This is a genomic window from Bradyrhizobium sp. (assembly GCF_036735945.1).
Lineage (GTDB): Bacteria > Pseudomonadota > Alphaproteobacteria > Rhizobiales > Xanthobacteraceae > Bradyrhizobium.
Genome location: NZ_DAINNI010000012.1, coordinates 37,401 through 64,391 on the forward strand (window position 1 = coordinate 37,401; position 26,991 = coordinate 64,391).

Annotated in this window: 29 protein-coding genes and 1 pseudogene; 16 read left to right on the top strand and 14 right to left on the bottom strand. The window is 62.8% G+C overall.

Annotated features, from left to right (window positions below):
• Positions 1-64: 64 nt before the first annotated feature.
• From V7E26_RS06670 to mddA, 3 genes are all read right to left on the bottom strand, one after another.
• Complete coding sequence (locus tag V7E26_RS06670; RefSeq protein WP_324414643.1) at positions 65-1,504, bottom strand: DUF1254 domain-containing protein; 1,440 nt, start codon at positions 1,502-1,504, stop codon at positions 65-67.
• A gap of 104 nt (positions 1,505-1,608) precedes the next feature.
• The gene (locus V7E26_RS06675; protein ID WP_324414644.1) at positions 1,609-2,595 is read right to left on the bottom strand and encodes an NADPH:quinone oxidoreductase family protein; all 987 of its coding nucleotides are present in this window, start codon (positions 2,593-2,595) and stop codon (positions 1,609-1,611) included.
• 1 nt (position 2,596) lies between these two features.
• Positions 2,597-3,364, bottom strand: a complete 768-nt coding sequence (gene mddA, locus V7E26_RS06680) for a methanethiol S-methyltransferase (protein ID WP_324414645.1) — start codon at positions 3,362-3,364, stop codon at positions 2,597-2,599.
• A 118-nt stretch (positions 3,365-3,482) separates the two neighbouring features.
• On the opposite strand from mddA, the gene V7E26_RS06685 reads away from it, so the two are divergent.
• Positions 3,483-5,021 (top strand): alpha/beta fold hydrolase, encoded by a 1,539-nt coding sequence (locus V7E26_RS06685; protein ID WP_324414646.1) that lies wholly within the window; start codon positions 3,483-3,485, stop codon positions 5,019-5,021.
• 9 nt (positions 5,022-5,030) lie between these two features.
• On the opposite strand, the gene V7E26_RS06690 is transcribed toward V7E26_RS06685, so the two are convergent.
• Positions 5,031-5,471, bottom strand: coding sequence for a VOC family protein (locus V7E26_RS06690; protein WP_324414647.1), 441 nt, complete (start codon positions 5,469-5,471; stop codon positions 5,031-5,033).
• A gap of 263 nt (positions 5,472-5,734) precedes the next feature.
• Here V7E26_RS06690 and V7E26_RS06695 point away from each other — a divergent pair, with 263 nt between their 5' ends.
• From V7E26_RS06695 to V7E26_RS06715, 5 genes are all read left to right on the top strand, one after another.
• Positions 5,735-6,223, top strand: coding sequence for a Twin-arginine translocation pathway signal (locus V7E26_RS06695; protein ID WP_324414648.1), 489 nt, complete (start codon positions 5,735-5,737; stop codon positions 6,221-6,223).
• A gap of 35 nt (positions 6,224-6,258) precedes the next feature.
• The gene (locus V7E26_RS06700; protein ID WP_324414649.1) at positions 6,259-6,882 is read left to right on the top strand and encodes a ferric reductase-like transmembrane domain-containing protein; all 624 of its coding nucleotides are present in this window, start codon (positions 6,259-6,261) and stop codon (positions 6,880-6,882) included.
• A gap of 17 nt (positions 6,883-6,899) precedes the next feature.
• Complete coding sequence (locus tag V7E26_RS06705) at positions 6,900-7,211, top strand: hypothetical protein (protein ID WP_324414650.1); 312 nt, start codon at positions 6,900-6,902, stop codon at positions 7,209-7,211.
• A 186-nt stretch (positions 7,212-7,397) separates the two neighbouring features.
• Positions 7,398-8,147, top strand: a complete 750-nt coding sequence (locus tag V7E26_RS06710; RefSeq protein WP_324414651.1) for a hypothetical protein — start codon at positions 7,398-7,400, stop codon at positions 8,145-8,147.
• On the top strand, positions 8,147-8,515 hold the full coding sequence (locus V7E26_RS06715; protein ID WP_324414652.1) for a hypothetical protein: 369 nt from the start codon (positions 8,147-8,149) through the stop codon (positions 8,513-8,515). The genes V7E26_RS06710 and V7E26_RS06715 overlap by 1 nt, the downstream gene beginning before the upstream one ends.
• An 82-nt stretch (positions 8,516-8,597) precedes the next feature.
• Here the strand turns inward: V7E26_RS06715 and V7E26_RS06720 are convergent.
• The 6 genes and pseudogenes from V7E26_RS06720 to V7E26_RS06745 all read right to left on the bottom strand — a co-directional run.
• Positions 8,598-8,765 (bottom strand): annotated as a pseudogene (locus tag V7E26_RS06720) (cytochrome P460 family protein); the annotation flags it as partial.
• Positions 8,766-8,771: 6 nt separating this feature from the next.
• Positions 8,772-9,290 carry a hypothetical protein gene (locus V7E26_RS06725; protein WP_324414653.1) on the bottom strand — a complete coding sequence of 173 codons (519 nt, stop codon included), beginning with the start codon at positions 9,288-9,290 and terminating at the stop codon, positions 8,772-8,774.
• Positions 9,291-9,341: 51 nt separating this feature from the next.
• Positions 9,342-10,085, bottom strand: coding sequence for a carboxymuconolactone decarboxylase family protein (locus V7E26_RS06730; RefSeq protein WP_324414654.1), 744 nt, complete (start codon positions 10,083-10,085; stop codon positions 9,342-9,344).
• Between the two features lie 66 nt (positions 10,086-10,151).
• Positions 10,152-11,321: a 3-keto-5-aminohexanoate cleavage protein gene (locus V7E26_RS06735; protein ID WP_324414655.1), complete on the bottom strand. Its 1,170-nt coding sequence runs from the start codon at positions 11,319-11,321 to the stop codon at positions 10,152-10,154.
• Positions 11,322-11,375: 54 nt separating this feature from the next.
• A complete protein-coding gene (locus V7E26_RS06740; RefSeq protein ID WP_324414656.1) occupies positions 11,376-11,765 on the bottom strand; it encodes a VOC family protein in 390 nt (129 codons plus the stop codon).
• Positions 11,762-12,145, bottom strand: coding sequence for a helix-turn-helix transcriptional regulator (locus tag V7E26_RS06745; protein WP_324414657.1), 384 nt, complete (start codon positions 12,143-12,145; stop codon positions 11,762-11,764). Before V7E26_RS06745 ends, V7E26_RS06740 begins: the two co-directional genes overlap by 4 nt.
• A gap of 255 nt (positions 12,146-12,400) precedes the next feature.
• On the opposite strand from V7E26_RS06745, the gene V7E26_RS06750 reads away from it, so the two are divergent.
• Positions 12,401-13,405, top strand: a complete 1,005-nt coding sequence (locus V7E26_RS06750) for an AraC family transcriptional regulator (protein WP_324414658.1) — start codon at positions 12,401-12,403, stop codon at positions 13,403-13,405.
• 61 nt (positions 13,406-13,466) lie between these two features.
• On the opposite strand, the gene V7E26_RS06755 is transcribed toward V7E26_RS06750, so the two are convergent.
• Positions 13,467-15,245: a sulfatase-like hydrolase/transferase gene (locus V7E26_RS06755; RefSeq protein WP_324414659.1), complete on the bottom strand. Its 1,779-nt coding sequence runs from the start codon at positions 15,243-15,245 to the stop codon at positions 13,467-13,469.
• A 176-nt stretch (positions 15,246-15,421) separates the two neighbouring features.
• Between V7E26_RS06755 and leuC the strand changes: the two genes are divergently transcribed.
• The 9 genes from leuC (at position 15,422) to V7E26_RS06800 (ending at position 24,565) form a co-directional block, all read left to right on the top strand.
• A complete protein-coding gene (gene leuC, locus V7E26_RS06760) occupies positions 15,422-16,837 on the top strand; it encodes a 3-isopropylmalate dehydratase large subunit (protein ID WP_324414660.1) in 1,416 nt (471 codons plus the stop codon).
• A gap of 1 nt (position 16,838) precedes the next feature.
• Positions 16,839-17,486, top strand: a complete 648-nt coding sequence (gene leuD / locus V7E26_RS06765; RefSeq protein ID WP_324414661.1) for a 3-isopropylmalate dehydratase small subunit — start codon at positions 16,839-16,841, stop codon at positions 17,484-17,486.
• Positions 17,483-18,622: a 3-isopropylmalate dehydrogenase gene (leuB, locus tag V7E26_RS06770; RefSeq protein WP_324414662.1), complete on the top strand. Its 1,140-nt coding sequence runs from the start codon at positions 17,483-17,485 to the stop codon at positions 18,620-18,622. The genes leuD and leuB overlap by 4 nt, the downstream gene beginning before the upstream one ends.
• On the top strand, positions 18,622-19,671 hold the full coding sequence (locus tag V7E26_RS06775) for an ABC transporter substrate-binding protein (RefSeq protein ID WP_324414663.1): 1,050 nt from the start codon (positions 18,622-18,624) through the stop codon (positions 19,669-19,671). The genes leuB and V7E26_RS06775 overlap by 1 nt, the downstream gene beginning before the upstream one ends.
• Positions 19,668-20,501 (top strand): ABC transporter ATP-binding protein, encoded by an 834-nt coding sequence (locus V7E26_RS06780; protein ID WP_442893360.1) that lies wholly within the window; start codon positions 19,668-19,670, stop codon positions 20,499-20,501. The genes V7E26_RS06775 and V7E26_RS06780 overlap by 4 nt, the downstream gene beginning before the upstream one ends.
• Positions 20,498-21,370, top strand: a complete 873-nt coding sequence (locus V7E26_RS06785; protein ID WP_324414664.1) for an ABC transporter permease — start codon at positions 20,498-20,500, stop codon at positions 21,368-21,370. The genes V7E26_RS06780 and V7E26_RS06785 overlap by 4 nt, the downstream gene beginning before the upstream one ends.
• A 31-nt stretch (positions 21,371-21,401) precedes the next feature.
• Entirely contained in the window at positions 21,402-22,634 is a 1,233-nt protein-coding gene (locus tag V7E26_RS06790) for an FAD-dependent oxidoreductase (protein WP_324414665.1), read from the top strand.
• A gap of 213 nt (positions 22,635-22,847) precedes the next feature.
• Positions 22,848-23,615 carry an outer membrane protein gene (locus tag V7E26_RS06795; RefSeq protein WP_324414666.1) on the top strand — a complete coding sequence of 256 codons (768 nt, stop codon included), beginning with the start codon at positions 22,848-22,850 and terminating at the stop codon, positions 23,613-23,615.
• A 233-nt stretch (positions 23,616-23,848) separates the two neighbouring features.
• Positions 23,849-24,565: an outer membrane protein gene (locus tag V7E26_RS06800; protein ID WP_324414667.1), complete on the top strand. Its 717-nt coding sequence runs from the start codon at positions 23,849-23,851 to the stop codon at positions 24,563-24,565.
• Positions 24,566-24,758: 193 nt separating this feature from the next.
• On the opposite strand, the gene V7E26_RS06805 is transcribed toward V7E26_RS06800, so the two are convergent.
• The 3 genes from V7E26_RS06805 to V7E26_RS06815 form a co-directional block, all read right to left on the bottom strand.
• Entirely contained in the window at positions 24,759-25,529 is a 771-nt protein-coding gene (locus tag V7E26_RS06805) for an SDR family NAD(P)-dependent oxidoreductase (protein ID WP_324414668.1), read from the bottom strand.
• A gap of 102 nt (positions 25,530-25,631) precedes the next feature.
• Positions 25,632-25,817, bottom strand: coding sequence for a hypothetical protein (locus V7E26_RS06810; protein WP_324414669.1), 186 nt, complete (start codon positions 25,815-25,817; stop codon positions 25,632-25,634).
• Between the two features lie 292 nt (positions 25,818-26,109).
• On the bottom strand, positions 26,110-26,892 hold the full coding sequence (locus tag V7E26_RS06815; RefSeq protein WP_324414670.1) for an outer membrane protein: 783 nt from the start codon (positions 26,890-26,892) through the stop codon (positions 26,110-26,112).
• Positions 26,893-26,991 lie beyond the last annotated feature (99 nt).

Consider the following 26,991-nt stretch of genomic DNA (forward strand, 5'->3'; position numbering starts at 1 on the left):
GCTCGATGCCGGCTGCGGACTCTGGCAAGCGGTGCACTGGCAGATTTATGGGTTCGCGGCCTAACTAGTTGACTGTCACCTTCCGTACCGGCGGCGGCTTCCAGGTTCCATTGATGATCGACGGCGATTTTTCGTTCGGCCAATACATGCGCAGCATCAGAACGAACTTGCCCGCGGGCGCGGGAAGCCAGTTGCTCTCCTTGTCTGGGCCCGGACTGTCCTTCTGGATGTAGAGGTCAACCGAACCGTCCGGATTGGCCTTGAGGTTCTGGCGGGCGCTGATCGATTGGCGGTTGATTGGATTTTCGACGAAGAAGAAGTTCTCGTCATACATCGTCAGCGACCAGAAGCCCGCGACCGGCGGAAGTTGTCCTTTCGGAAAACGCATGACGTACTTGTTGCTGCCGTGGTATTCCCTTCCGTCGGCGCCTTTCTGCGACGTTGGATAGACGGCATCCTGAATGCGATTGGCGCCCAGGCCGATCGCCGTGACGAGGGCGCGGTTGAGATAGTTGGTGCCGTAGATGCCGGTTTCGCTATCGTAAGCCCAGCCGTTGACGTTCTTGATCGCCTTGTTGATCTTGAACTGCAGCATGATCCGGTCGAAGGCGATCTGCGGGATGCGCTTGGCGAAAGCGGCGTTGAATTTGCTCGCATCGAAGTCCTTGCCGGGGACGAGGCCGATCTTCGCGAACTCCGCGACTTCGGCCGCATCGGCGGCAGCCGGCGGATTGCGCTTCAGCAGTTGGGCAAGCAGGGTGAAGTAGGCCACAGCGTCCATGCGGTTGACCTGCTCGCGAACCGCCGTCTTCATGTCGATCGAAGGATCGACCTTGCCCGGGGGAGGGGAATAGGATTTGCCGTACGCGCTGAGCGGCACGAGCTTGAACTCGTCCTGGGCCTTGTGCACGGCGGCATAGTCCTCCGGCGTGCCGGTGCAGTAGATGCGGCCCAGAATCCAGACGAGGCTGGTGGGCGACTTGTATTCCTTGACTCCGGCGGGAAGCGTTCCCTTCCAGCCCGGGCCGGTGATCGCGTAGGTCTGCGGCTTCGTGCCTGTGGTCCGCTTGCCCGGCACCTGGAAGACGGTGGTCCAGCCATCCAGCATCGGGAAGAGGAAATAGCGGTCCTTCATGTCGGGCATGCTCAGGACCCATGGCTCATCCCCCACGTCAATCCAGGCCGACGTGTAGAGGGTGTCGGCATTGGGAGCCGTTACGTCCCTGAAGGAGGCATCCGGATACTTCCGGAGCTTGACGAACTGTCCCATCGGTCCGCGCGTACCTTCGGCTGACGCGACATTCGTCATGACCCTGCGGGTCATTTCCATCGTGACCAGTGGATATCCGTAAATATACGCATCCTGTGCGACCCAGAAGTCCTCGCCGCCCTCCAATGCCCTGACGATAGGACCATCAAACTCGGCGTGCGCGGAGCGTGAAAGCGCAAGGACAGAGGCTGCGGCGCTCAGCCCCGCAAGCGTTTGACGACGGTTGATTGACATATTGGGCCCTCCCAGCCCGAGCAGAGGCTGGCAGGTCGAGTTCCTTTGTCCCTTGATTTATGTCATGGCGCCTCAGGCGTCCCTCGGCCGCCCGTTGCTTTCGGTCAAGGCTCCTGTTTGACCCGCAGTACAATTCGCCCCATCGCGCTCCGGTTCGCAACCAGGGTCATCGCCTCGCCGGCATGCTGAAGCGGAAGCACCCGGTCGACCTGCGGTCGGAGCTTGCCTTCGCCGACCCATGCCATGATGGCCTCGACCGCGCGCGCGGCCTGGTCCGGATTGCGCTCCATCCAGGCGCCGACGAAAACACCGACGACCGAATAGTTCTTGAGCAGGGGAAGGTTCATGGCGAGCGACGGAATCTCGCCGCTGGTGAAGCCGATCGGGAGCAGCCGGCCGTTCCAGCCCATCAGCCTTGCAAGCGTGGCGAACAGCGCGCCTCCGACATTGTCGATACAGACGTCGAGGCCTTTGTTGCCAACAAGCGCCTTCACGCGATCGCGCACGTCTTCGCAGGAATGATCGACGACTTCGGCGGCGCCGTGCGTGCGGACCACGGCCGCCTTCGCGGCACTGCCCACGACGGCAATGACGCGCGCGCCGATCAAATGCGCGATCTCGACGCAGGCGAGGCCAACGCCGCCGGCGGCTCCCGTCACCAGCACCGTCTCGCCGGCCTGCAGCCGCGCCCGTTCAATCAGCGCGTACCAGGCCGTGAGATAGGTGTTCATGACGGTCGATCCCACGGTGAAATCGACATTGGCCGGCAGCAATGCGACGCTGCTTTCCCTGGCGACCATGCGCTCGGCGAATGCGCCGAACCAGTTTCCGCAACTGACCCGATGACCGGGCCGGAAGCGCGTGACCTGCTCGCCGCAGGCCAGCACGATTCCGGCGGCGTCCGTTCCCGGCACATAGGGCAGGGTGGGCCGCATCTGATAGCCGCCCGTGCTCATCAGATAGTCCATGTAGCCGACGGACGCGGCATGGACGTCGATAAGAACCTCATTCGCTGCCGGGCGCGGGTCGGCGGTCTCGGTGAATGCGAGGGCCTCGGCGCCTTTGAACGCGTTGCAAAGGATGGCGCGCATCTCAGGCCTCCCGACGTGTTTGTACAGCAGGAGCGCCGCTGCCGCCGAACAGGCGCGGCATCAGCATCGGAACACGTTCGCGATACCGTTCGTAGCTCGCGCCGAACTCGGCAACGAGATCTCGCTCCTCGAGCCTGACGCCGACGAGGATGTAGGCTGATGTGAGGACGGCAAACAGCAGGTGGCCTGCCGTCATATGCGGCGTCGCCCAGAACGCCAGCAAGAGACCCAGCATCAGCGGGTGACGCACCAGCCGATACAGGAACGGCGTCTTGAACGCCTGCACGCGATCGGCTGCGCCGCGCAGCGCGTCGAAAGCCTGGCGCAGTCCGAACAGCTCGAAATGGTCGATCTGGAACGTCGAAGCCAGCGCGATCACCCAGCCCATGCAGAAGATCGCCGTGAGCATGGCTGCCGGCCAGCCCTCGACGTGCCAGATGGTCGGGGCGATCGGGCGCCATTGCCAGAAGATCAGGATCAGCAGCAGGCTCGAGATCAGCACATAGGTGCTGCGCTCGCACGACGCCGGGATGATGCGGGTCCACCAGCGCTTGAAGGCCGGGCGTGCCATCACGCTGTGCTGGATCGCGAACAGGCCGAGCAGGATGGTGTTGATCAGGACTGCCTGCGCGCGTCCGCTGTCCGGTCCGACGTCGATGGTCTTCGGAACAAGAAAATTGCCGAGAAAGGCCGGGGTGTAGGCAAATGAAGCCGAGAAGATGAGATAGCTCGCCAGGCCGTAGAGCAGGGCGGCGGCGCGTCCGATCATGAGGTTTCTCCAGAAGGTGACGGTGCAATGTCACCGGTGCTATCATCGCGGCGTCCCCTCAGCGTCCCCGGACGCAGCAATTGCGTCCCCGGACGCAACAATCGAAGATCGCAGTGCCATGGTTTCGTTCAGCATCCGGACGCTCGGCTTTCCGGAGGTTCGGTGTGATGACCGCCCGTGCCCGTTGGCCCTGCGCAAGGGCCTTGCGCTGCTGGTCTATCTGGCCGAGGCGAGGGGGCCGGTCGGGCGCGAAGCTCTTGCGACCATGTTGTGGCCGGAAAGCCCTGCGGACGTGGTCAGGGCGCGGCTGCGACGGCTGCTGCATCGGCTTCAGCTCGCGCTTGGCGATGTCCTCGCATCCGATAGATCCACGGTCAGGCTGGCGGAGTCGGTCAGTCTGGATCTTGATTCACGCTTGTTCGAGGAGGCCTGTGACCGCGGCGAGTTCGAGCGCGCCTGCGGCCTCTATCTGGCCGACTTCCTCGACGGCTTCTCGCCGGGCGACAGTCCGCAATTCGACGAGTGGGCGTTCTTTCGCAAGGAGGCGTTGCGCGGCCGCGCGATCCAGGCGCTGGAGCGGGTGGTGCAGGAGAAGCACGCGGCGGGCGACCACGCGTCCGCCGCGGCGCATGCCGGCCGCCTGGTGGCGCTCGATCCGCTCAGCGAGATCTATGCGCGCCACCTCATCCGCAATCTCATCCTGGGCGGCGATCGGGCTGGGGCCGAGCGCCAGTACGAAGCGCTGACACAGCGTTTGCGCGACGAACTCGACGTGGCGCCGGAAGCCGAGACCCGCGCGCTGCTTGAGGCCGTCACCGCTGCAGAGCCGCCGCCGACGCAATATGTCAGCGGCGGCAGCGTGCATCTCGCGTTCCAGACCTATGGCAGCGGGCGTGCCGACATTCTGATGCTGCCCGGCTTCGTGTCCCATGTCGAACGGGTCTGGGAGGACGCGCGGTGCCGGGCTTTCCTTGCCTCGCTGGCGGAAATGGGCCGCCTCGTCCTGTTCGATCGCCGCGGCGTCGGCCAGTCCGACCGGGTCGGCTTCAGCCCGAGCGCGGAGGCGACCGCGCAGGACATTCGCACCGTGCTCGACGCCGCAGGCTCGCGGCGCGTCGTGCTGTTCGGCGCGTCCGAAGGTGGGCCTGCCTGCATCCGCTTCGCGGCCGATCATCCCGACCGCGTCGCCGGGCTGATCCTGTTCGCGTCGCTCGCGAAGGGAAGCGCTGCGCCCGATTATCCGCACGCGCTGCGCGCCGATCAGTATTTGATGTGGCTGCAGCAGCTTGTTTCGGCCTGGGGTGGGCCTGCCGGTATCGAGACGTTCGCGCCATCCCTTGCCGGCGATGCGAAGGCGAGAGCCTGGTGGGCAGGCCTGCTTCGTGCGGCCTCGAGCCCGGGCGCCATCAAGGGCGTGCTGGAGGCCCTGCGCGATACCGATGTGCGACATCTGCTGGCTCGCGTTGCCGTGCCGACGCTGGTGCTGCATCGCCGCGGCGACCGCGCCGTCCGCATCGGCGCCGGCAGACATCTCGCCGACCACATCCCGCAGGCGCGGTTCATCGAACTCGACGGCGAAGATCACTTTGCCTTCGCCGGCGACCGGCAGGCGGTGCTCGATCGCGTCAGGCAGTTCGTCGGAGGACTCCGGGGGTAATGCAGCGGCTCAGTCGTCCCGCTGTACCAACTCGAGGGTGATGCCCTCGGGACCCTCGAAGAGCCGCAGCTTTCGGCTGATGTAATCCATCTCGTCGCTCAGCACGGTGACGCCGTTGGCCAGGAGGTACGCGGTCGCCGCCTCGATGTCGTCGACGCGGAATGCGAGGTGATTGAAGCCCCGCTTTCGCAGGTTCGTCGGGTACGCACCCGGATCAGTCCCTGGGGGCGGATCGAATTGAAGCCGCTGGATCTCGAAAGGAAAATTTGCTCCTTCGAGTGCGAGGGTGATGTGCTGCGCTTTCATGCTGGGCATGCCCATGTAGCGGGCGGGAACGCCACCGTCGATCGTCGCGACGTGACTCTTTCTGAAACCAAAAAGCGCGAAGAACTCGATCGCCGGGCCGGCGTCCGCCACTCCGATAGTGATATGATCCGGATTGAGTATCATCTGATCACTCCCTGTCATCGACGCCGCGCTCGGCCGCGCCGGCTTAGTTAGGCTACCAGTTCGTTCCGCCGCAGGGTAGGCGGGCTGGCCCGCAGCGAAGTCTGCCAGGGCTCGCCGGCAGGCGTCGGGCCGGGATTGCATCACACCCGTTCACAACACTTTTATTGCGACCCATCGCGCTCTTCGCTTCCCTCAACTGGGCGTCTCGCGCTTGTTGTTGTAGCCTCGATGGAGCAACTGCACGGTCGCCAGGAGGAATTGACATGACCACCGTCGTACTCAACCGCCGCAACCTCCTCGCCGTTGGCGGCTCTGTCCTGGCGTCAGGGGTTTCCGGCCTCCTATTGCCCGCCCGCGCGGAAGGGCTTGCGCCGACCGCTTCGATGCAAGGTGGGTCCAACAACTACCGGCCGGGCGCGCCGACAGTGGAGCGGATCGGCAAGGGTGGTTTCTGGATGAGCGGCACCGTGCGTCGCGCAGGCGACGGCGCTCCGCTTGCCGGGCAACGTATTCAAATCTGGGCGCACACGACCGAGGGGCAGGAGCACGAACCGCAAAGCCATGGCGCCACACTGACCGACAAGAACGGGGCGTTCCGTCTCGAGATGCCGCAGATCATTCCGATCTTCGGCCAGCCGCATGGCCACCTCGCCTATGACAGCGGGGAATTCAAAACCGTCTTCCTGCGTCCCGTGATGCGCAGCGCAAAGGAAACCAGCCTGGAAGCGCATTTCGTGCTTCAGCCGGCCTGACCGAGTTGCCAACCGAGCGATGGAGATCGGCCCGGGTGGCCCTGATCTGGGTCGCGCTCGCAGCCGCCGTTTGTGTGCCGATCGCCGCTGCAGCGGCGAGCCCGCTGCTCGAATGGCGAGGTCCGGTCTACATCCTGGCCGGGTTCGCCGGGATTATCGCGCTGGGGCTCATGCTCATTCAGCCGTTGCTGATCGCCGGATATTTGCCGGGACTGTCGGCTTATCGTAGCCGGCGCACCCATCACTGGATCGGCGGCGCGCTGGTTGTGGCGGTGGTGATCCATGTCGGGGGCCTTTGGATCACCAGTCCGCCCGACATGATCGACGCGCTTCTCTTCGCATCGCCGACGCCGTTTTCCCCCTGGGGTGTGATCGCCATGTGGGCAATCTTCGCCGTCGCGCTTTTGGCTACGCTCCGCCGGCGAATGGGGCTGCGACCGCGAACGTGGCGCATCGCCCACAGGCTGCTTGCGATTGTCATCGTCGCGGGGAGCGTGGTTCATGGCATATTGATCGAGGGTACGATGGAGACGGTCTCGAAGGTGGCGCTTTGCGTGCTGGTCCTCGCGGCGACCGTAAGAGTCATGGCTGACCTGCGGGCATGGAGAAGACGAGCGACGTTGCGCGATCGGACCGACGTGGGCGCAAGCTCGGCATAAGAGGCGAGGAATACGCGATGAAGCTACTGCATTTCGACGATTTCAAGCCCGGTGTGCTGAAGGGCGACGCCGTGGTCGATGTCAGTGCCGAGGTCAAGGACATCCCGCACACCGGCCCCGGCGATTTGATGAACGGGCTGATCGAACATTGGGGCAGCTACAAGCCGCGGCTCGAGGCGGCGGTCGCGCCTATCCGGACATCACTCCGCAGCTCGCGGGCAAATACGCGAAGTAGTCCTGGGTCGAGATCCCGGTTCGAGGAAGGCGAGCGCTGCATCGAATGGACTTGCACAGGTGCGCAACGAACTCCGGCGCGCCGCGCCCGTTAACCACGAAACGAGTATGGTGAAGCAAAGCTTAAAATTTAAGATAAATTGAATCGATCGCAGAGTTCACCGGCGCGTCGCGTCGCTTGAACGGGCGAGAACCAGGGAGCCCTTTCTTCTTCTGTTCTTTGTGTGCCGTCGGCGGACGGTTGTGAATTTTTCACTGTACCGGCGCGCGGAGAACCACACATGAAGCGGCTATTGTTGGCTGCCATCGTTGCGATGGCGGCGACCGAGCCTGCATGGGCTCAATCATCGACATCGACGGGTACGGGCGTTGGCGTTGGCAGCTCTACATCGAGTTCGCAGTCGATCTCGGGGCAGGGCGGCGCGGGTGTCGCGACGATCACCAGCACCAGCTCCGTTCCGGCCCATCAGACAGTCAAGAATGTACCAAGCGTCTTCGCACCGGGCTTGGCCGCGGCCGGGCTCGAAACGTGCCTCGGGTCGGTTTCCGCCGGCGGCGCGTTTGTCGGGACCGGAATAAGCTTCGGCACCACGATCCCCGATCCCGCCTGCGCGGCGCGGCTCGATGCACGGACGCTGTGGAGCATGGGGCTGAAGAAGGCCGCGGTGGCGCGGCTTTGCCTTAACGGCGACATCTACCGCGCGATGCCGGAGGTTTGCGACATCTACCTGCCGAAGCGCGCGCCGGTCCGTCCGACCCCGCCGCCGATCCCCACCCGCTCCGCGCGGGCCGAAGCCTCCGATGATGAACCGTACACCGGCGGCGACATTTGGCTGGTCGAAGGGGCGACCGGCAAGACCCGTCTTTGCAACGACTACGATGTGGCCCAGCAGAGCTGCCGTGTCTGGGCCCGCACCGTCCGCCATTCGGCAACGAAGAAGGCGACGACGAGTGGTGAAAAGTCTCACACGGCGGCATCACCCGCCGCGGCAACCGCCGTGGTGGTAACCGAGAGGAAGGAGAAGTCATGATGAAGAGGCTATTGATGAGTGCTGCGTTCGTTGCACTGGTGTGCAGTGCTGTTCCGGCTGACGCCGGCTCCACGCTCGCCATCGGCGGCGGTGCCAATCTTGGTAATGTGACCACGCTCACCGGCGCTGGAGCGCTGGGCAACGCCGCGGCTGCTTCGGCGGCCAACGGTGTCAATACTTCGGTGGGTAGCGGCGTTGCCGTTGCCACGCCCGCGGGGAGCCTCAGTGCGGGCATTGGCACGTCCATCGGTCAGTCAACCGGTCAGTCCGGTGCAGTGGCCGGTCCGAATGGCGCGGCCTTGAGCGGCGCGTTCTCCAACAATGGCGGTCTTGGCGTGGGTGGTGGCTTCACCAACGTCCTGCCCTAACGGAGCTTACAGCGGCATGGTGGCAATCCTTGCCACCATGCCGCTGATCCGGTGAAATACCGTTACATCGACCTTGTTATAATCACCTTCTTCCGTACTCCGTGAAGACGTAATCCTTTGCCTGAACGGCGGTGTGACACGCGAACCCGCATTTGGTATCGTTCGCCTGCGGCGGCTTGTCGGCCTGGGTGGCGGGCGTGAACGTGTCGGACACAGCGTCATAGTTGAACGCGGCCCATCCCCAGCCGCCTCGCCATCAGGAACGCAACTCGATCGATCGACTGCGTCGCAAGAAAAATTGCTCGAACAATCTGTCGCCACCGACGTCTCTGGCGATTTCCCTCAGTGCGAAGAATGGCATCAGCACAACAAACATGATCACCCCGAGGATAAGCATTTCCAAAAGGCTGTTGGCCCCGATGCTGTCCATGATTGACTTGCCTTTCCAAAGAGCTGCGAGGACCTCCTCAAGCAGATGAAAAGCAATCAATATCAGCGCGAACACGGCAGACCTGTACGTGATCGGGTAGATCAAGGGCCTGTCCTTGAGTTCCTCCGCCACGTGAAATTCTTCCGCGATAAAAATGATCTTCGCCAATACCAATGCATTTATCACGGCGAAGCCCTGGTGATAGAACGAGGGTTCGCCCATAACGATCGATTTGTGAAGCGCGAACAGGCCGAGCAGCGCCCATAGATAGGCGAATATCCAGAGCAGCTTTTTCGCTTCGACGACGGCTTTCTGCTTCAGGCGGCTAAAATGATCCTCGGCCATTGTTCTGTCTCCCGACCAAGGCTCGCCCGGTCCTATCGAGTCAAATTCGGCCTACGGAGTCGCAGCGGCTCGCTGCAATCGCTCCAGTTCGTCCGCCAGGATCGGTACGCCGAGATTGCAAGCCTGCACGCCCTGAACGACGCAGAGCTTCAGGACTTCCATGATTTCTTCCATCGTAGCGCCGGCGGCGAGCGCCCCCTTGATGTGCCGTCGCGCGCCGGGCGCATACATGTGGGTATACGACGCGTCGAAGGCGATGCTCAGAAGCTCGACTTCCTTGGGCGTGAGCGTGCCGCTTCCATAGATCCCGACGCCGGTGGCCATGAATTCGTCCGTCCAGACCGGATCGAGCTCAAGAAACGGGTCCCACGCGGAATTCCATTGGTCGACCGACCTCATCTTGTCGCAGGCCGGTGTCGGCGCTGCGGGTCTGCCGGCCGGCTTCGCTCCGGCCGCCCTGGCCTCTTCCAGCAGAATGGGCGCCCCGAGGCTGCAGGAATGGATCGACATCACGGAAGCCATCTTGAGGATCACGAGGATTTCATCCCGGGTCGCGCCGGCGGTCAATGCCGCGCGGATATGGCGGCGGGTACCGTCGGGGTTGAGGTTCGTGCACGCGGCATTCAGGGCGACGCCGACCAGCTCAATGAATTTGCGGGGCAGTATCCCGCTGGTCCAGGGGTTCAGTGTCATCTTTGCGCATGTTGCAGCCCAGTCCGGGTCCCAGCCCTCCAGTTGTGCAAAGGCCTGGTCCCACGGTCCAGCGGCGCTCGGTTTGGCAGATGATTGGGACATGGGTCATACTCATGAATGTTTCAGTCCCGCTCCCGTTTAGGAGCGGGACCTTCTCGATATTGCGGACTACTTCCTCGCTGCCATCAACCTGGCTTGGGCAGCCCGGACCGGCTCCGGCGCCATCATGCACGCGGCGATCGGATGCGAGTCGCCTCCGATGACCGGTGGCCTGATCTTCCCGTCCGTCGGCCAGGTGAGGAAGCCTGGATTGAACTCGGAAGGATTGGGCGGCATGCCGAGATTTTGCAGCGTCTCGTCGACGCTGTTGTACCAGGTACCGACCTTCATGATCTTGCGCGCCTCTTCGGCAGTTGCCAGTTTGCGGCCGAACTCCTTGCAGAGACGCACCACTCCCTGAATTTGCTCTACCGTCGTTCTGCGCTTGCGGTCCGCGCCCCACAGATTGTCCTCGTTGCCGACCCGCACATGCTGACCGAGCACAAGGGACATCGCCGAGAGGGAAATCAGCCCCCTCATGCTGGACCAGAATGTCGTCACGGACCCTTGCGGGACGCGCTGCAGAAAATTCATCCAGTCGAATGGATTGCGACCGAGCGTGCCGCCGCCATATCCGCAGATCGCGAGGTTCATCGGTCCCATGTAAATGCCGGCGCGGATACAGCGTTCGATGAGTTCCCATTGGTGGATATGTCCGGGAACGAAGTAGGGTTGGATGCCATTCTTCCGAAGACGCTTGAGGTGCTCGACGTAGAAGGCAGGCGTCGAGTCGACCACCATGCCGGACCATGCCGCCTGCACCTTCGGGTCTTCCATGTGTGTCCCGACTACGTCCTCGGGGCCGAAGGCGGCGGAAATATCCCAGAGGCTCGTCCCCGTCGTGACGGTCACAAATTCCGGCTTGGGATCCAATTCCGTCAACATGTGGCGGGTGTCGTAGTCGAGCCACTTCGCCTTGGCGTCGGCCGTGTGCGGGGAAAACGAGATCGAGCCGCCGACCTGGATGATCATTTCCGGAACGGCTTCCTTCACTCGCTTGAGCAGGTAATTGTATTGCTCAAAGTCCGAGGAGCCCATGCCGGTCGCTGGGTTGCGAACGTGAAAGTGCAGCACGGTAGCGCCGGCTTTGTAGCAGTCCACTGCGGCCTGGACTTGCTCGTCCCAGGAGAGGGCGATGTCGCTCGCGTCACCCGGCAGCCACGCCGGGCCGTACGGCGCTGCGGTGATGATCAGCGGCGCCATGTTTTCCGGCAGGATTGAGTCGTTTGTGTAGTACATGTTGTTTCCTCTCGATTTCGTGTTGGCAATTCCTGGTTTCGTACGTGATTGGCCTCAATCTGGTTCGGGCATCGGAAAGGCAGTCGGGTCCACCTGCCAGATGCCGAAGATGTTTTTCGAAGGGTCCGCCACAATGGTCACCCAGGCGGTTTTGGGTACTGCCGTCTTGGGGCGGATAATCGAACCACCCAGGTGTTGGATCTGGACGGTTGCTTCATCGAGCGAGGGCACGCTGACGAACAGCATCCAGCCGTTCAGGCCTGGAATTGCCCGATAGGTCAGTCCGCCATGCAATGCCGGCCCTTCCGCGCCGCCGGTGTGAATCCGCCAGTAGCCGATGCCCGCCATTTGCTCGACCTGCCAGCCGAACGCCTTGCGATAGAAATCAGCCAATGCGACCGGGTGCTCGCCGTAGATTTCAAAATGAGTGATGGTGTTTGTCATGACGCCATTCTCGATCGATCATGGTTGCGCCATTCGCTCGGTGCCACACCTGACCAGCGACGGAATGCGTGCGAAAATCCGGCCGCGTTGGCGTAGCCGAGCGCGAGCGCAATATCGGCTATTCGCATTCTCGTGACCTTGAGCAATTGGCACGCGGCTTCGAAGCGTGCATCGCTGATCAATTCCCGGAAGGTCGTGCCCTCTGCCTGCAATCGGCGGTTCAATGTTCGCGGCTGCATTGAGAACTCGCTTGCAATTTCTTCGAGGGAAGTGTTGGGGAAAATCACCCGAGCACGGAGCACGCGGCGAACCGCATGCGTCATGCTCTGTTGGTCTTCCAACCGCTGCTTTATGCCAATAACCGGCATCGCATCCGCCATTGGTTCAGGCGATCCAAAGCATCGATCTCGCCAACCAGCCGCCGAAACGCCGTCGACATCTCCGGTAGCTCGTCGCCCGCTTCATCGATCTGACCCGTATCGCGGTACTGCGATGCCTACGGCGTCAGTCAGTGTCGTTCTTTCCTTGTTGCTGATCGAAGCAGAAGCAGGGAAAGGCCGCTTGCCAATTTGCGACAAAGTGTCGGATTTGTTAGCCTTCAAGCGATTAGTTCTGATCGGCCAGGGGTTCTTCCTATGGAAGGGCAGCAACGCGTCGGAGTTGTCGTCGAGCTTCCGCAGGTCTTGCGCGAAATGGGGCAGGATCCGGAGCAGCTGATCGCGAGTGTCGGCATCAACCCGGACAGGCTGCGAAGCTCCGAAAATTCGATCTCGTTCGTCGAGCTCGGAAGTCTGCTCCAGGCTTGCGTGACAGCGACAGGTTGCCAGCATTTCGGACTTCTGGTTGGTCAACGAGGAGCCACCGCCAGCCTTGGACTGGTGGGCCGGCTGATGCGAAACGCGCCGACGCTCAAGGCGGCGATACTCGATTTGTGTACAAATCAAAGAAGATATGTGCGTGGTGCTGTTGCCTACCTGCTGGTGCAGAACGAGATGGCTTTTTGGGGATATGCCGTTCACCATCCAGCGATGCGGTCGGTCGAGCAACTCAGTGAAGGAGCGATGGCGGTAGCTCGCAATATGCTGCTGGAACTGGCAGGCGTGCTGCCAGAGCAGATTTTGATCGCTCGACGAGCGCCCGACGACATCGCACCCTACAATCGCTTCTTTGGTTGCGCTCCCACATTCGACGCGCAACAATATGCAGTATCGTTTCCTGCGAGCTTGCTCGCGCGTCCTATTCGATGTGCAGACCGCGATTTACGCCGGATACTGGAAAAATGTGTCGCCGACTATTGGGCTGTGACGCAACCGAGTACTGCGGAAGCCGTCGTCCGCGCGCTCCATGCCCGGGTGGTCTTTCCCGATGCGTCGCTTGAGGCGGTGGCCGACGAACTTGTCATGCATCCACGAACCTTGAACCGTCGTTTGCAGGCGGAAGGAGTCAACTTTCGCGATCTTGTCAACGAGGCGCGCTTCTCCGTTTCGCGCCAATTGCTCTCGGGGACGAAAATGGATGTCACCGATATAGCGCTGGCGCTCGGCTACGCCAATTCGAGCAGCTTTACCCATGCGTTTCAGCGATGGTCGGGGATGGCGCCGAGCGAATGGCGCAGGCAGGACGAAGTAGCTCCTGCCTGACCACCGGGAGCGCCAGCGAGACCTGCTGGATGTCTGCTAAGGATGCATGCCGGTCACCCCATCATTTCGTCGGCATGCGTGCGTAACGGCTGCGGGGAGCGCCCGGCGCTGTGTCTATTACGCCCAGATTCACCAGCGTGCGATGAAACCGGCGCTTCCGTTCGGAGGGCGACGCGAAGTAGGTTTCCCGGCAATGGTCGAGCAGGCTGGCGCGGGTGGCAAATATCGGATCAAGCGGCAGGCCTGCCTGCTGCAGGGCGACGGTGCCGAGAAAAGCGATATCGAGGTTCGCGCCCGGACCTGAGACAAGCTGGTCGGGCGGGATGTTCAGCGTCTCTATCGCATAGAAGGTACGGAACGCGCGCCGCGCATCGTCGGGCAGTGTGAGTTGCCGTTCGATCCGCTTCGCCATGACGGGCTGATGATCGCCATAGTGCACGATGATGACGGGACGTTTGGGGAAATTCGTTGCCAACTCGGACTTGAGCCGTTCCCAGGTCGAGGCTGTCTCCGCAAGCCGTGTGTAGTATTCGACATACTGATCATCGGGAAGACTTGATGCGGCAAAGCTGCGCTCGCTCTCGAAATGTCCGGGAGCCGCCAGCCGGCGGTTGTGGGGACCATGATTGAAGTTGGTCAGCGCATAGAGAAAGCGTGGCGCGGGATCGTCGGCGATGCCTTTCGCATGAGCGGCGAATGCTGCCTTCAGAAACGTTGCGTCGGAATTTGTCGTCTCGAACTGGCTGACGTCGAACGGTGGAGGAAAATCATCCGCGAAGAGTCGGTCGTGCATGCCAATCGAACGATAGAACGCATCGTAATGGAGAAAGCTGCGGCGGCAGCTCGACGCGAGCATGGTCCGGTACCCGAGCGCCGACAACGCATGGGGAAGGCTGTTGTGGAAGCGGCCCGCGCCCTGCTTGAACAGGTGGTAGGCTCTTGAGCCGAAGCTGGCGCTCGAAAGACCGGTCAGCAAGCTGAATTCGGATTGCCACGAACCCCCGCCGAAAATGTCGACGTTGAGGATTCCATGGAGACCGTTCCTGGGCGACAGAAACGCTTCGACGGTCGGCTCGATCGGAAGTCCATAGATGCGCGGGTCGAAGATTGATTCATGCTGGATGACGACAATGTCGGGATAGTCAAAGGTGCGCGCCGGCACCGGTGGCATCAGCGGCAACGGGTCGCTTGCGATATCGCTCAGCGCCAATCTACCGGCCTGTCGCCAGGAATGCGGATCGATCAGCGAAGCCATGAAGGTCGAGTAAAAGCACCGCCGCTGCGCCATGATGCGCTGGAAGGAGGTGCCGCCGCCACTCTTCCTGAAGGCCGCTGCAACGCAAATGAGTGAAACGCTGAGGAACGACACTCTGACGTCGAGGGGAATTGAAGGTCCGGTTCCGTGGATCAGCGTGCCGATTGCAGCGAGGACGAGTACGGCAGTCCCGGCGAGAGCGGACAACACGGCGCGCGGGTACTGCGCGACAAAGAAGCGAGCCGTACCCGCAAACATCAGCGGCAGGTCGGTTACAACAAGCTTCAGCGCGCTGTAATTGTGCTTGATTGTCGATGCGGCGGCGATGGCTGCGGTCAGCAAGCCCGCCAGCAGTATCGCCCGGTCAAAGTCTCCGACGATGAATGAGATGGCGGCTGCGCAAAGGGAGAGCGCCGCAATGGCGAATGGCAGATGTCTGGCGCTGCGTTCTGCCAGCAGAATGACACCGATAGCTGCCAGCAATATCAGGGGCAGGGTCATGTGGTTCAAGGTAGCCGGATGTGAACGGAATTCAACGATTGTGACGGCTTGCCGACGGGCCGGAGCAGAGAATATCCAGGCCATGCCGCCTCCGTGCGGTGTCCCGCGCCGCGCATGCCGCCCGGTCCAAAACAGACATTGGCCCAAGGGTTCCAATATGTTTTGATCCCGGTGTTCGGGCGAAGACCTGAATGACCGGCCATACAAAACGGTCCGTGGTGGGTGATCGACCTGCCATAGAAAAAGAAGAACGGGAGGATATGGCAGTGCAAACGCCCGCTCGAACGATGCTGGCCAAGATCTGGGACCAGCATGTCATCGCGCGTGTCAGCAACGATACCGATCTGCTCCACGTCGACCGCCATCTGTTGCACGACCTCGGCGGTTCGCGCGGCCTGCTCGACCTCAAGAGCCGCGACCTGTCCGTGCACAACCCGGAGCTGACCTTTGCAACGCCGGACCATGCGATTTCGACGGCGCATGGGCGGGCCGGCACCAGCAAGGTTGGGCTGGAACTGCTGGCCGGCTTGCGAGCGGAGACCTCGGCGACCGGCATCCGCATGTTCGACGTCGATGAGCCCGGGCAGGGCATCGTCCACGTCATCGGGCCCGAGCTTGGGCTCAGCCTTCCCGGCTGCCTGATCGTCTGCGGCGACAGCCATACCTGCACCCATGGCGGGCTCGGCGCATTGGCGTTCGGCATCGGCTCCAGCGAATTGACGCATGTGCTGGCAACCCAGGCGCTGATCCAGCGCCGGCCCAGGACGATGCGCGTGCGGTTCGAGGGCCGGCTCCCGGTGGGTGTCACGGCCAAGGACCTCATTCTCACGTTGATTGGCCATATCGGCGCGGCGGCCGGCACCGGCTACGCGGTCGAATATGCCGGCAGCGCCATCCGCGATCTGCCGGTCGAGGGGCGGCTCACCATCTGCAACCTCTCGATCGAACTCGGCGCCAAGATGGGCCTGATCGCGCCGGACGAGAAGACCTACGACTATCTGCGCGGGCGGCCCTATGCGCCGCAGGGCGAGATGTGGGACCGGGCGGTTGCAGCCTGGCGAAAGCTGCCGAGCGATCCCGATGCGGTATTCGACCGCGAAGTCGTCATCGATGTCGAAAAGATCATTCCGCAGGTGACCTGGGGCATCAGCCCGGAGCACGTTATCGGCGTCGATGGGCGCGTGCCCAATCCGAGCGAGGTCGCTGACGCCGCGCGCCGCGCCGCGATCGAAACGGCGATCGACTATATGGGCCTGACACCGGGCGCACCGATCGCCGGCACTCCGGTCGATTGGGTCTTCATCGGCTCCTGCACCAACAGCCGCCTGAGCGATTTGCGGGCCGCCGCCGAGATCGCGCGCGGCCGCAAGGTTGCTTCCAATGTCCGGGCCTGGGTGGTGCCGGGTTCGGAAATCGTCAAGCGCGATGCGGTCGCCGAAGGACTGGACAAGATATTCACCGATGCAGGCTTCGAATGGCGCGAGCCCGGATGCTCGATGTGCCTTGCCGCCAACGGTGAAGTGGTCGCGCCGGGCCAGCGCTCGGTCTCGACCTCGAACCGCAATTTCGTCGGCCGCCAGGGCCCGCGTGCGCGAACCCATCTGGCCAGTCCGGCAAGTGCTGCCGCGGCGGCCATCGCCGGCGCCATCGCCGACGTCCGAACCATGGGGCGCTGACATGCCGAAGCCCTTCAACACGCTGACCGCGATCGCGGCTCCGATCATGCGCAGCAATATCGACACTGATGTCATCATCCGCATCGAGCGGCTGGTCGGGAACTCCATTCGCGGCACGCTCGGCAAATGGGCGTTCGGCGCGCTGCGCTATTTGCCTGACGGTTCGGAAAACCCTGAATTCATCCTGAACCGCGAGCCGTATCGACAGGCAGAAATCCTCATCACCGGTCCGAACTTCGGTTGCGGGTCCTCGCGCGAAGGCGCGGTCTGGTCGCTGCAGGAAATGGGCATTCGCGCCGTCATCGGCTCGAGCTTCGGCGATATCTTCTTCGCCAACTGCTTCCAGAACGGCATTCTGCCTGTTGTCGTCGACAAGGAGATCGTGGACAGCCTTGCCGCTGACGTGCAGCAGACGCAGGGGGCGGGGCGCATCAGCATCGACCTGCAGGCGCAGACGATCCTGTCGCCATCGGGGAAGCGATACGATTTCGCGATCGATCCGCGCCGGCGCGCCGGCCTGCTGGAAGGTCTCGACGAGGTCGCGCTGACATTGCAGCGTGACGACGAAATACGCGCGTTCCAGGCGGCCGACCGAACGGAGCGGCCCTGGATTCACTTCGCAGGAACATCGGCAGGGTCAAGAGCATGATTACACGCTCCAACATGATAAAGGTCGCCGTGGTCGGCGGCGAGGGGATCGGCCCCGAAGTCACGGCGCAGTCGCAGCGGGTGCTGAACTGGTTCGCGGCGAAGCGCGGCGTTCCCATGGTGCTGCGCGAGGCGCAGTACGGCCTCATTCCATATCTGGCGACCGGCAAGGTGATGCCGTCAGACACCGTCGAGGCGATGGAGGAGGCGGACGCGATCCTGTGGGGCGCGACCGGCGGCCCGGAAACCAGGGAGGTCCCGCCGGCGGCGCGCAAGGCGGGCAGCCTGCTCGGCCTGCGCAGCAAGTACGATCTGTACGCCAATCTGAGGCCGATCGTCGCCCATCCGGCGCTGACGGAGTCGGCGCCGCTCAAGGCCAGCGTGCTCAGGGATGTCGACTTCGTCATCATCCGCGAGCTGACCAGCGGCATCTATTTCGGCGAGCCGCGCGGCATCGAGACGCTCGCCGACGGGCAGCGGCGGGGATTCAACACCGAACAATATACGACCGATCAGGTTCGCCGCGTCGCGCGCGCCGCTTTCGAGCTGGCGCGGACCCGGCGCAACAAAGTCTGCTCGGTGGACAAGGCCAACGTGCTCGAAACCAGCGTGCTGTGGCGTGAGGAAGTCATTGCCTTGCATGCCGCGGAATTTTCCGACGTCGAGCTCACGCATATGTATGTCGACAACGCCGCGATGCAGATCGTGCGCGATCCCGCGCAGTTCGACGTCATGGTGACAGGCAATATCTTCGGCGACATCCTGTCGGATTGCGCGGCGATGGCGTCGGGCTCGCTCGGCATGCTGCCGTCGGCCTCGCTCGGCCCGGTGGACAGATATGGCCGGCGCCGGGCGCTCTATGAACCGGTCCATGGCAGTGCGCCGGATATCGCGGGCAGGGGCGTTGCCAACCCGCTCGGCTCCATCCTCAGCGTCGCCATGATGCTGCGCATGACGTTCGACCGGCCCGACGATGCGGATCTGCTCGAAAAGGCCGTGGCCAGCGCGCTGTCGAACGGCGCGCGAACCGCCGATATTGCGGAAGCGGGAGCCAGGCGGCTTTCAACGCAGGAAATGGGCGACGCGGTGCTCAATGCGCTGGAGAAGGTCGCCGCCAGGGAAAAGGAGCGCGCGTGATGGCACATTTCAGCCGGCGTTCGGCGCTGAAGATCGTGGCGGCGGGCACAACCTCGATCGCGTCAGGCAAGGTCTGGGCGCAGCAGGACAAGACCGGCCGCGTCATCTATCCGGTCGCGGTGCCGGTCTATCAGACGCAGTTCGTCGCCGATAAACTGGGATACTTCAAGGAAGCCGGCCTCGACTGCAAGCTGATCCAGGGTGGCAGCGGCGTCAAGACGCGCGAGATCATCGCTTCCGCGCAAGGCGACATCGGCATCGGCGACATCACGCATCCGATGCAGCTAAGCAATCGCGGCCGCAACGGGCGCGTCCTGATGCCGGTCGATACCCGTTCCAGCTCGGTGATGTTCATCATCCGCAAGGATCTCTGGGATCAAGGCATCAATTCGCTGGAGAAGCTGACGGAGTGGAAGCGGCCCGACGGGCGCAAGCCGATCGTTTCGGTATCGTCGCTCGGCGGCACCAACCACGTCTGGGCGTCCTATTACATGGAGGTGATGGGGCTCGATCAGAAAGTCACATGGATCGGCACCGGGAATGTCGACACCATGCTGGGATCGCTCAAGACCAAACAGGTCGATGTCCTCGTCAGCTCGCTGTCGCTGCTCAACGATTCCAGGGAGCAGGGCTGGGGCACGCTGCTGTTCGACGGCACCGATGAGGCGATCTGGAACAGGTATATCGGCGGCAAGGTGCCGGTGACGTCGCATTTCACGCTGCAGGCGACCATCGACAAGGATCCGCCCAAGATGCAGGCCTTCGTCACCGCGATCTGGCGCGCGACGCAGTGGATCAGGAAGCATTCGCCCGACGAAGTTTTTGACGCGATCGAGCCCTATGTCGGCAGCACCTCGCGCGCGGCCAACATTATCGAGATCACGGCGCTGCAAAAGGTCACGGACTACGATGCGTCGATCGACGCGGCGGCCTGGGCGCGGGGAGAAAAGGTCTGGTTCCGGGAAATGACCGGCATCAAGCCGCTGACACCGGCCGATCTCGTCAGTCCGACCTTTATCGAAGCGGCGCGAAAGGCGTATCCGGCTTGAACGTGCAGAACCTTTCCGCTGGCCTGCCGGGTGGACAATCCAGCGTCCAGCGCGTCGACGTCAGGGGTTTGAGCAAGACGTTCCAGCTCGCGGGCACCGCGATCGAGGCGGTGCGCGATGTTTCCTTCGGCGTCCGGCGCGGCGAGTTCGTCGCGCTTCTCGGGCCGTCAGGGTCCGGCAAGAGCACCGTTCTCAACATGATCGCGACCCTGATCAAGCCGAGCGGCGGTCAGATCCTGATCGACGGCGTGCCGGTCGTTGCGGGCAAGGCGACGCCCAATGTCGGCTATATCTTCCAGCGCGATACGCTGTTTCCCTGGCGCACCGTCGCCGACAATATCGGCTACGGCCTGGAACTGGCGGGCGTTCCCGAAGCGGAGCGCAAGGAGCGGATCGCGGCCTGCGTGGCGCAGGCGGGCCTGCAGGGATTCGAGAGCGCCTATCCGTCGGCGCTGTCGGGCGGCATGCGGCAGCGCGCGGCGCTGATGCGAACGCTGGTGGTCGAGCCGCAGATCCTGTTGATGGACGAGCCGTTCGGCGCGCTCGATACCCACACCAAGATCGACATGCACGAGGTGCTGCTTCGGATATGGGAGCGCGAGCAGCAAACCGTGCTGTTCGTGACCCACGATCTCGGCGAGGCCCTGACGCTCGCCGACCGCATCATCCTGTTCTCGGCGCGTCCCGGCCGGATCAAGAACATGTTCGAGGTGGACTTCGCGCGGCCGCGCGACGCCGTCAAGGTGCGAGAGACGCCGCGTTATGCCGAGCTGTTCCAGCACATCTGGCACTCGCTCGGCGAGGAGTTCGTCAAGGGGCGCAAGCCATGAGGACACGCCGCTTTGGCAGCACGCTCGGCTGGCAGATACTCATCTGCGCTGCCGCGCTGTCGATCTGGCAATGGGGCTATGACCTCCATGCCATCGCACCCTGGCTGGTCCCCGATCTGCTCGACCCCTATTTCGTGTCAAAGCCTTCGCAGATATTCGAGCACTTTTTGATCCTGAGCTGCCTCAAATCCAAGCTCGGCACCTTCAACGGCTGGTTCAATGGCGACTTTGCCAAGTGCATGGCGCGCAACGAGAACAATCTCTGGATTGCGACCGCGATTACGCTGAAGAACACGTTCTTCGGCTTCGTCACGGGCGTGTCGAGCGGCTTTGTCGCGGGCCTGATCCTCGGCCGTTCCGACCGGCTCAGCGCGATCTTTCAGCCGTTCATCACCGCGGTGAATTCCATACCCCGGATCGCGCTGGCACCGATCATCGTGCTGGCGTTCGGGATCGGCGACACCTCCAAGATCGTGACCTCGTGGATCGTGGTGGTGTTCCTGGTGTTCTTCAACACCTTCGAGGGCGCGCGCTCGATCGACGAGGGGTTCATCAACGCCGCGCGGCTGCTGGGAGCGAGCGAATGGCAGATCACCCGCACCGTCGTGATTCCCTCGACCATGGCCTGGGTGTTTGCCTCGCTTTCGCCGGCGATCTCCTTTGCGCTGATCGGCGTCATCGTCGGCGAATTCATCGGCGCGGAGCGCGGGATCGGCCGCCTGATCATCGAATCGGAGGCGCGGGCGGAGGCCTCGGGGATGATGGTCGCGGTGATCGTGCTGATGCTGGTGGGAGTGGCGCTGTCGGCGGTGATCTGGCGGTTGCAGGCCCATCTGCTGCGCTGGCAGCAGCACAATATGGTAGAATAGATATTTCCCTTGCCGGGAAGCGGAGCGTGCGATGAAGGTGCGCTGTTGCATCGTCGGCGGCGGGCCGGCCGGCATGATGCTCGGATATCTGTTCGGACGCGCCGGCATCGACGTTGTCGTGCTGGAGAAGCACGCTGACTTCTTCCGCGATTTTCGCGGCGACACCGTGCATCCTTCGACGCTGCAGGTGATGGATGAACTCGGGCTGATCGAGGGATTCCTGAAGCTGCCGCATCAGCGGCTGCAGCGCATGGAAGGCAAGTTCGGCGGAGAAACGGTGAGGATCGCCGATCTCGGCCGGCTCAACGTCAAATATCCTTTCATCGCGTTCATGCCGCAGTGGGACTTTCTCAACTTCCTGCGCGAGGCCGGCAGGCGCTTCGCATCATTGAAAGTGATGATGTCGACGGAGGCTGTCGATCTCCTGCGTGACGGCGAGCGCGTCACCGGGGTCAGGGCAAGGACGCCCGACGGCGTGATCGACATCGAGGCGGACCTGACGGTAGCCTGCGACGGCCGACATTCGCTGGTGCGCGAGCGCGCCGGCCTCGAGGTCGAGGAAATCGGCGCGCCGATGGACGTGCTGTGGTTTCGCGCCGGCAAGCGGGCGGACGAAAATGAAAGCCTGTTCGCCCGCGTCGATCCCGGCAAGATGATGGTGACCTTCGATCGCGGCGACTACTGGCAATGCGCGTTCGTCATTGCCAAGGGCCAGTACGAGACCGTGAAGGCGAAGGGATTGCCGGCGCTGCTCGACGAGGTCGCGCGCATGGCGCCGATCCTCAAGCCGGGGCTGTCAGAGGTGAGGAGCTGGGACGACGTGAAGCTGCTGACGGTTGCGATCAACCGCCTGAAGCGGTGGACGCGGCCGGGGCTGCTGTGCATCGGCGATGCCGCGCATGCGATGTCGCCGATCGGCGGCGTCGGCGTCAATCTGGCGGTGCAGGACGCGGTGGCGACCGCGAACCTGCTGGCGGCGAAGCTCAGGCATGGATGTCCGCCGGAGGCGGAACTCGACGCCGTTCGTCGCCGCCGCGAGTTCCCGGTGAAGATGACGCAGCGGATGCAGGTGATCGCGCAAGACACCATCGTCGGCGCCGCCCTCAAGCCCGGCAACCAGCCGCTGAAGGTTCCGCTGGTCATGCGGATCGTCACCGCCATCCCCTGGTTGCAGGGGATCACCGCGAGATTTGTGGGCGTTGGGGTGCGGCCCGAGCATGTGCACGATTCCGGCCGTATCGGCGGGCCTGTCGAATCCCCGTAGCGAATCGTGAGGGCGACTTGTTGCGAATTTGGTTAATAAAGGACCGTGGTTTGGAGCCTCAGCGGGACTGGAATGCGCGTACTCACAGTATCGAACACAGATTGCTCGCAATTGTAGCAAGCGGGTGACAGCCAAAAGGCAAGAATCCCCGTAAGGTTCGGCATCATTTGGGGAATTCAGTGTCGAATTCTGCTGTGCAGAAGGGGTAACAAGATGAAGAAACTGGCACTTGCAGCCGCAGCCTTGATCGCAAGCACATTTGGCGCATCGGCCGCGGATCTCGCAGCCCGTCCGTACACCAAGGCGCCGCCGATGGTTGCGGCCGTCTATAACTGGGGTGGCTTCTACATCGGCGGTCACGTCGGTGGCGCCTGGACCAACCAGGAGTGGGTGAATACCGCGAACACCACCGGTTTCGGCGATCTCGGCCCCGGCAACGGTTTCCGTCAGCGCGGAACCGGCGTGTTTGGTGGTGGCCACCTCGGCTACAACTGGCAGGCCGGGCAGTTCGTGTTCGGTCTCGAAGGCACGATTTCCGGCCTCGACACCCGCGGCACCGTGCTCAACACGGTATTCGGTGCTGGCCTGGACGACGTGTTCAGCTGGCGTTCCGATTGGCTGGCGACCGTTGTCGGCCGTGCCGGTATCGCCGTGCAGAACAATCTGTTCTACGTGCGGGGCGGCTGGGCTGGCGTGAACAATCGCCTGTCGGTTGTCGACACGGTTCCGGCATTCGTCGGTTCGGGATCGAGCACCCAGTGGCACAATGGCTGGGTCGTGGGCGCTGGCTGGGAATACGGCTTCACCCCGAACTGGATTGTCGGCGTCGAGTACAACTACGCGGCGTTCGAGAGCAAGAGCTATCAGCTCGCTGGCGCTGCCGCCGGTGTGTACACCTTCGACGCGAAGCCTCGCGACATTCAGTGGGCTGTGGTCCGCCTGAGTTACAAGTTCGGCGCTCCGGTCGTCGCCAGGTACTGATCGTCCAGACATCTCCTGAGGAAAAGCCCCGGCATGAGCCGGGGCAATGCCAAGTCATGAGCGGATGGTGCGGCGCGCAGTCCTGGAGTTGTGGGCAAAATTGTGGCTGCAACCGGTGGTCACATTGCGCGCGACTGTAGCAACCGGGTGACAGCCAAAAGGTTCGAATCTGGGTATTTTTGGTCAGGATTTAGGTTTTGTTGCCTGGGTTTTTGTTCACAAGGGGAAATGTAATGAAGAAACTGGTACTTGCAGCTTCCATTCTTGCCGCCGGTGCGGTGAGCGCTTCTGCGGCCGATCTCGCGGCGCGCCCCTACACCAAGGCGCCCCCGGTTGTGGCAGCCATGTACGACTGGTCGGGCTTCTATATCGGTGTGAACGGTGGTTGGGGACAGAGCAGCACCAGATATGATTGGCAGAACTTCCTCGTTCGTTCGGATAATGCATCTGGCGGCACCGTTGGCGGCCAAATCGGCTACAATTGGCAGGCTGGTTCTTGGGTGTTCGGTCTCGAAGCTCAGGGTAACTGGGCTGATCTGAGCCGGTCATATGTCGACCCGTTCAATGCGGCCTGGTCCGTCGGTACAACGGTTGACGCACTCGGTCTGTTCACCGGCCGCGTTGGTTATGCCGCCAATAACGTCCTGTTCTATGTCAAGGGCGGTGCTGCGGTCGCCAGCAACAGCTACTGGGCCGCACTCAACAACGTCAATTTCATCAGCGCATCCAATACGCGATGGGGCGCGGACGTTGGCGTTGGCCTGGAATGGGGCTTCACCCCGAACTGGTCGTTCGGTGTTGAGTACAATCACATGTTCTTGGGTGACACGAACTACAATTGGACCAACGCAAACTGGCGCTATACCAACGTCGGCATTCGGCAGGACATCGACTTGGTCACCGCCCGCATCAACTATCGCTTCGGTGGCCCTGGTGTAGTCAGATATTGATCTGATCTTTAAACTCCAAACAACTGCAGCCCCGGCGCAAGCCGGGGTTTTGCTTTTGTGCGGTCTGGCCGAGGGTAAGGCCTGATCGAACCAGAACGAACGCCTAATTCCAGCCTTGACTCGGTTCTTCGCGCGACTCGGGATCTGTCCCGGATCAGGTCTCAAACCGCCTTTCGGCCGGAAACTCCGTGGCCTATGCCATGACGGAGTAGCCGCCATCGACAGGAATCGCCGTTCCGGTCACGAAATCGGACGCGGGAGAAGCGAGGAACACCGCGATGCCCGCAAAATCGTCGATGCCGCCCCAGCGCGCCGCAGGCGTCCGCGCCAGCACCCGGTCGTGAAGGCCATTGACCTCTTGGCGCGCGCGTTTGGTCAGATCTGTGTCGATCCAGCCCGGCAGCACCGCGTTGACCTGGATGTTGTCGGCAGCCCAGGCCACCGCGCAGGCGCGCGTGAACTGGACGATACCGCCCTTGCTCGCGGCATAGGCCGACGCAAAGCTGGCGCCGAAAATCGACATCATCGAGCCGATGTTGATGACTTTGCCGCCGCCGGCGGCCTTCATGGCCGGATAGACCATCTGCGAACAGACGAAGGCGCTGGTGAGGTTGGTCGCGATCACACTGTTCCACTCGGCGATATCGAGCACGTGCGGCGGCTTGCGGATGCTGATGCCGGCGTTGTTGACGAGGATATCGATTCGGCCGAGATCGCGGGCGACGCGCTCGGCCATGGCATCGACCGCAGCCTTGTCGGTGACGTCGGCGGCCACCGAAATCGCGTTGGCACCGGCCTGCTTCAGTTCCGCGACGGCCGCGGCCGACTTCTGCTCGTTGCGGCCGACGATCGCGACGGCAGCGCCGGCTTTCGCCAATCCGCGGGCCATGCCGAGCCCGATGCCGCCATTGCCGCCGGTGACGATGGCGACCTTGCCTGAGAGGTCGAAGAGTTCTGTTGCCATGCTTGTTGTCCAGTTTCTGCAGGATGAGGAGTGGAGCGCAGCGATCTCCATCGTCGATCCCGCGCAGGGTGTTGATGGGTGCGCTCCGCCCATCCTACGAATCTAGCGATTGCCTTGCCAGATCAGGATCAGGCCGATGGCGCCGAGCACGGCGCCGTATCCGGCCCATTGCAGTTGATTGATCATGAAGCTCGACCGCGGCCAGGCAACCGCGCCGGTGCCCTGACCGATCCAGAGCAGACCGATCGCGAGTGCCAGAAAGCCGATGATCGAAAGCGATCTGGCCATGGCTTCCTCCGTTGCTGTCGCCGTGGCGGGACATGCGGCCTCGCCTTGGGCTGTCTGTGGCTCATCGCCGGAAACCATTGCCGGCGGCGGCGGTAGCTTCCGATCGAATAGAAAGCCGGCCGGCTTCGCAAGGCCTGAACTCACCCGCGACTCCCCGGGGATCATCACGAAGCGCCGACTGGCGCCGTGCTGTGGCCGTGGCCGGGATCTGAGGGGACGCGGCGGCCCGCCGTCAGGCCAACAAAAAAGCCCCGGACGATGCCGGGGCCTTTGAGCTTCTCGAAAGAAGAGATCAGTACTTTGCGACGACCGGGCCACCCCAGTTGAAGCGGTAGACGAGCTCGCTGCGAACGCTGTGCTCGCGGATCTTCTGGCTCTCCGAAACGCCGGTGGGAACGCCCGTGACAAAGTTATTGATCGACACGTTGGCCCTGTCGAATTCCGAGTAACGATACTCGGTCTTCCAGAACAGCCCGGGAAGGAAGTTCAAGGCGTACTCGTCGCCAGCGCCGATGAACCAGCCACCCTTCGTCGAACCAGGCAGAACCGAGGTCGGAACCACGGCGCCGAATGCGGTCAGGTTGGTCGACTTCCAGTGGGCCTGCGTGTAGCCGCCAGAGAAGTAGGCCATGAAGTTCGGCAGGAACACGTAACCGACACGACCGCCGACCGCCCACTGCCAGTCCTGCTTCTGTGACCCGACGAGCGACGGGGCGAACGTGCCGCCCGTCGAAATATCGCCGCTCACATCCATGAAGTCATAGTCACCGAACACGCCGAATATCCAGCGGTCGACCTGATAGTCGCAACCGGCGCCGACGGTGCCGAACCAGCCACGTGCGCCCGTCGTCAGATTGGGACCAAGAGCTGCACCGCCGATGGTCGCGAAATCATTGTGGTCGTTGTTGGTCATTGCGCCGCCACCGCCGGCGCCGATGTAGCAGCCGGTCCAATTGGCAACCGCAACCGGGACGGCTGCCGGGGCCTTGGTGTAGGGACGGGCCGCGAGATCCGCCGCAAAGGCCGATCCGGTCATGGACACCACCGCGGTCAGCGCGAGCAGTACGTTTTTCATCTTCAAATTCCCTTGCCGTAAGTGCCCCGGTAGATCCCCCTACGGGGTGCGCGAGCGCCGATTCCCAAATCCAGTAAGGGGACTATACGCAGTTCGCCG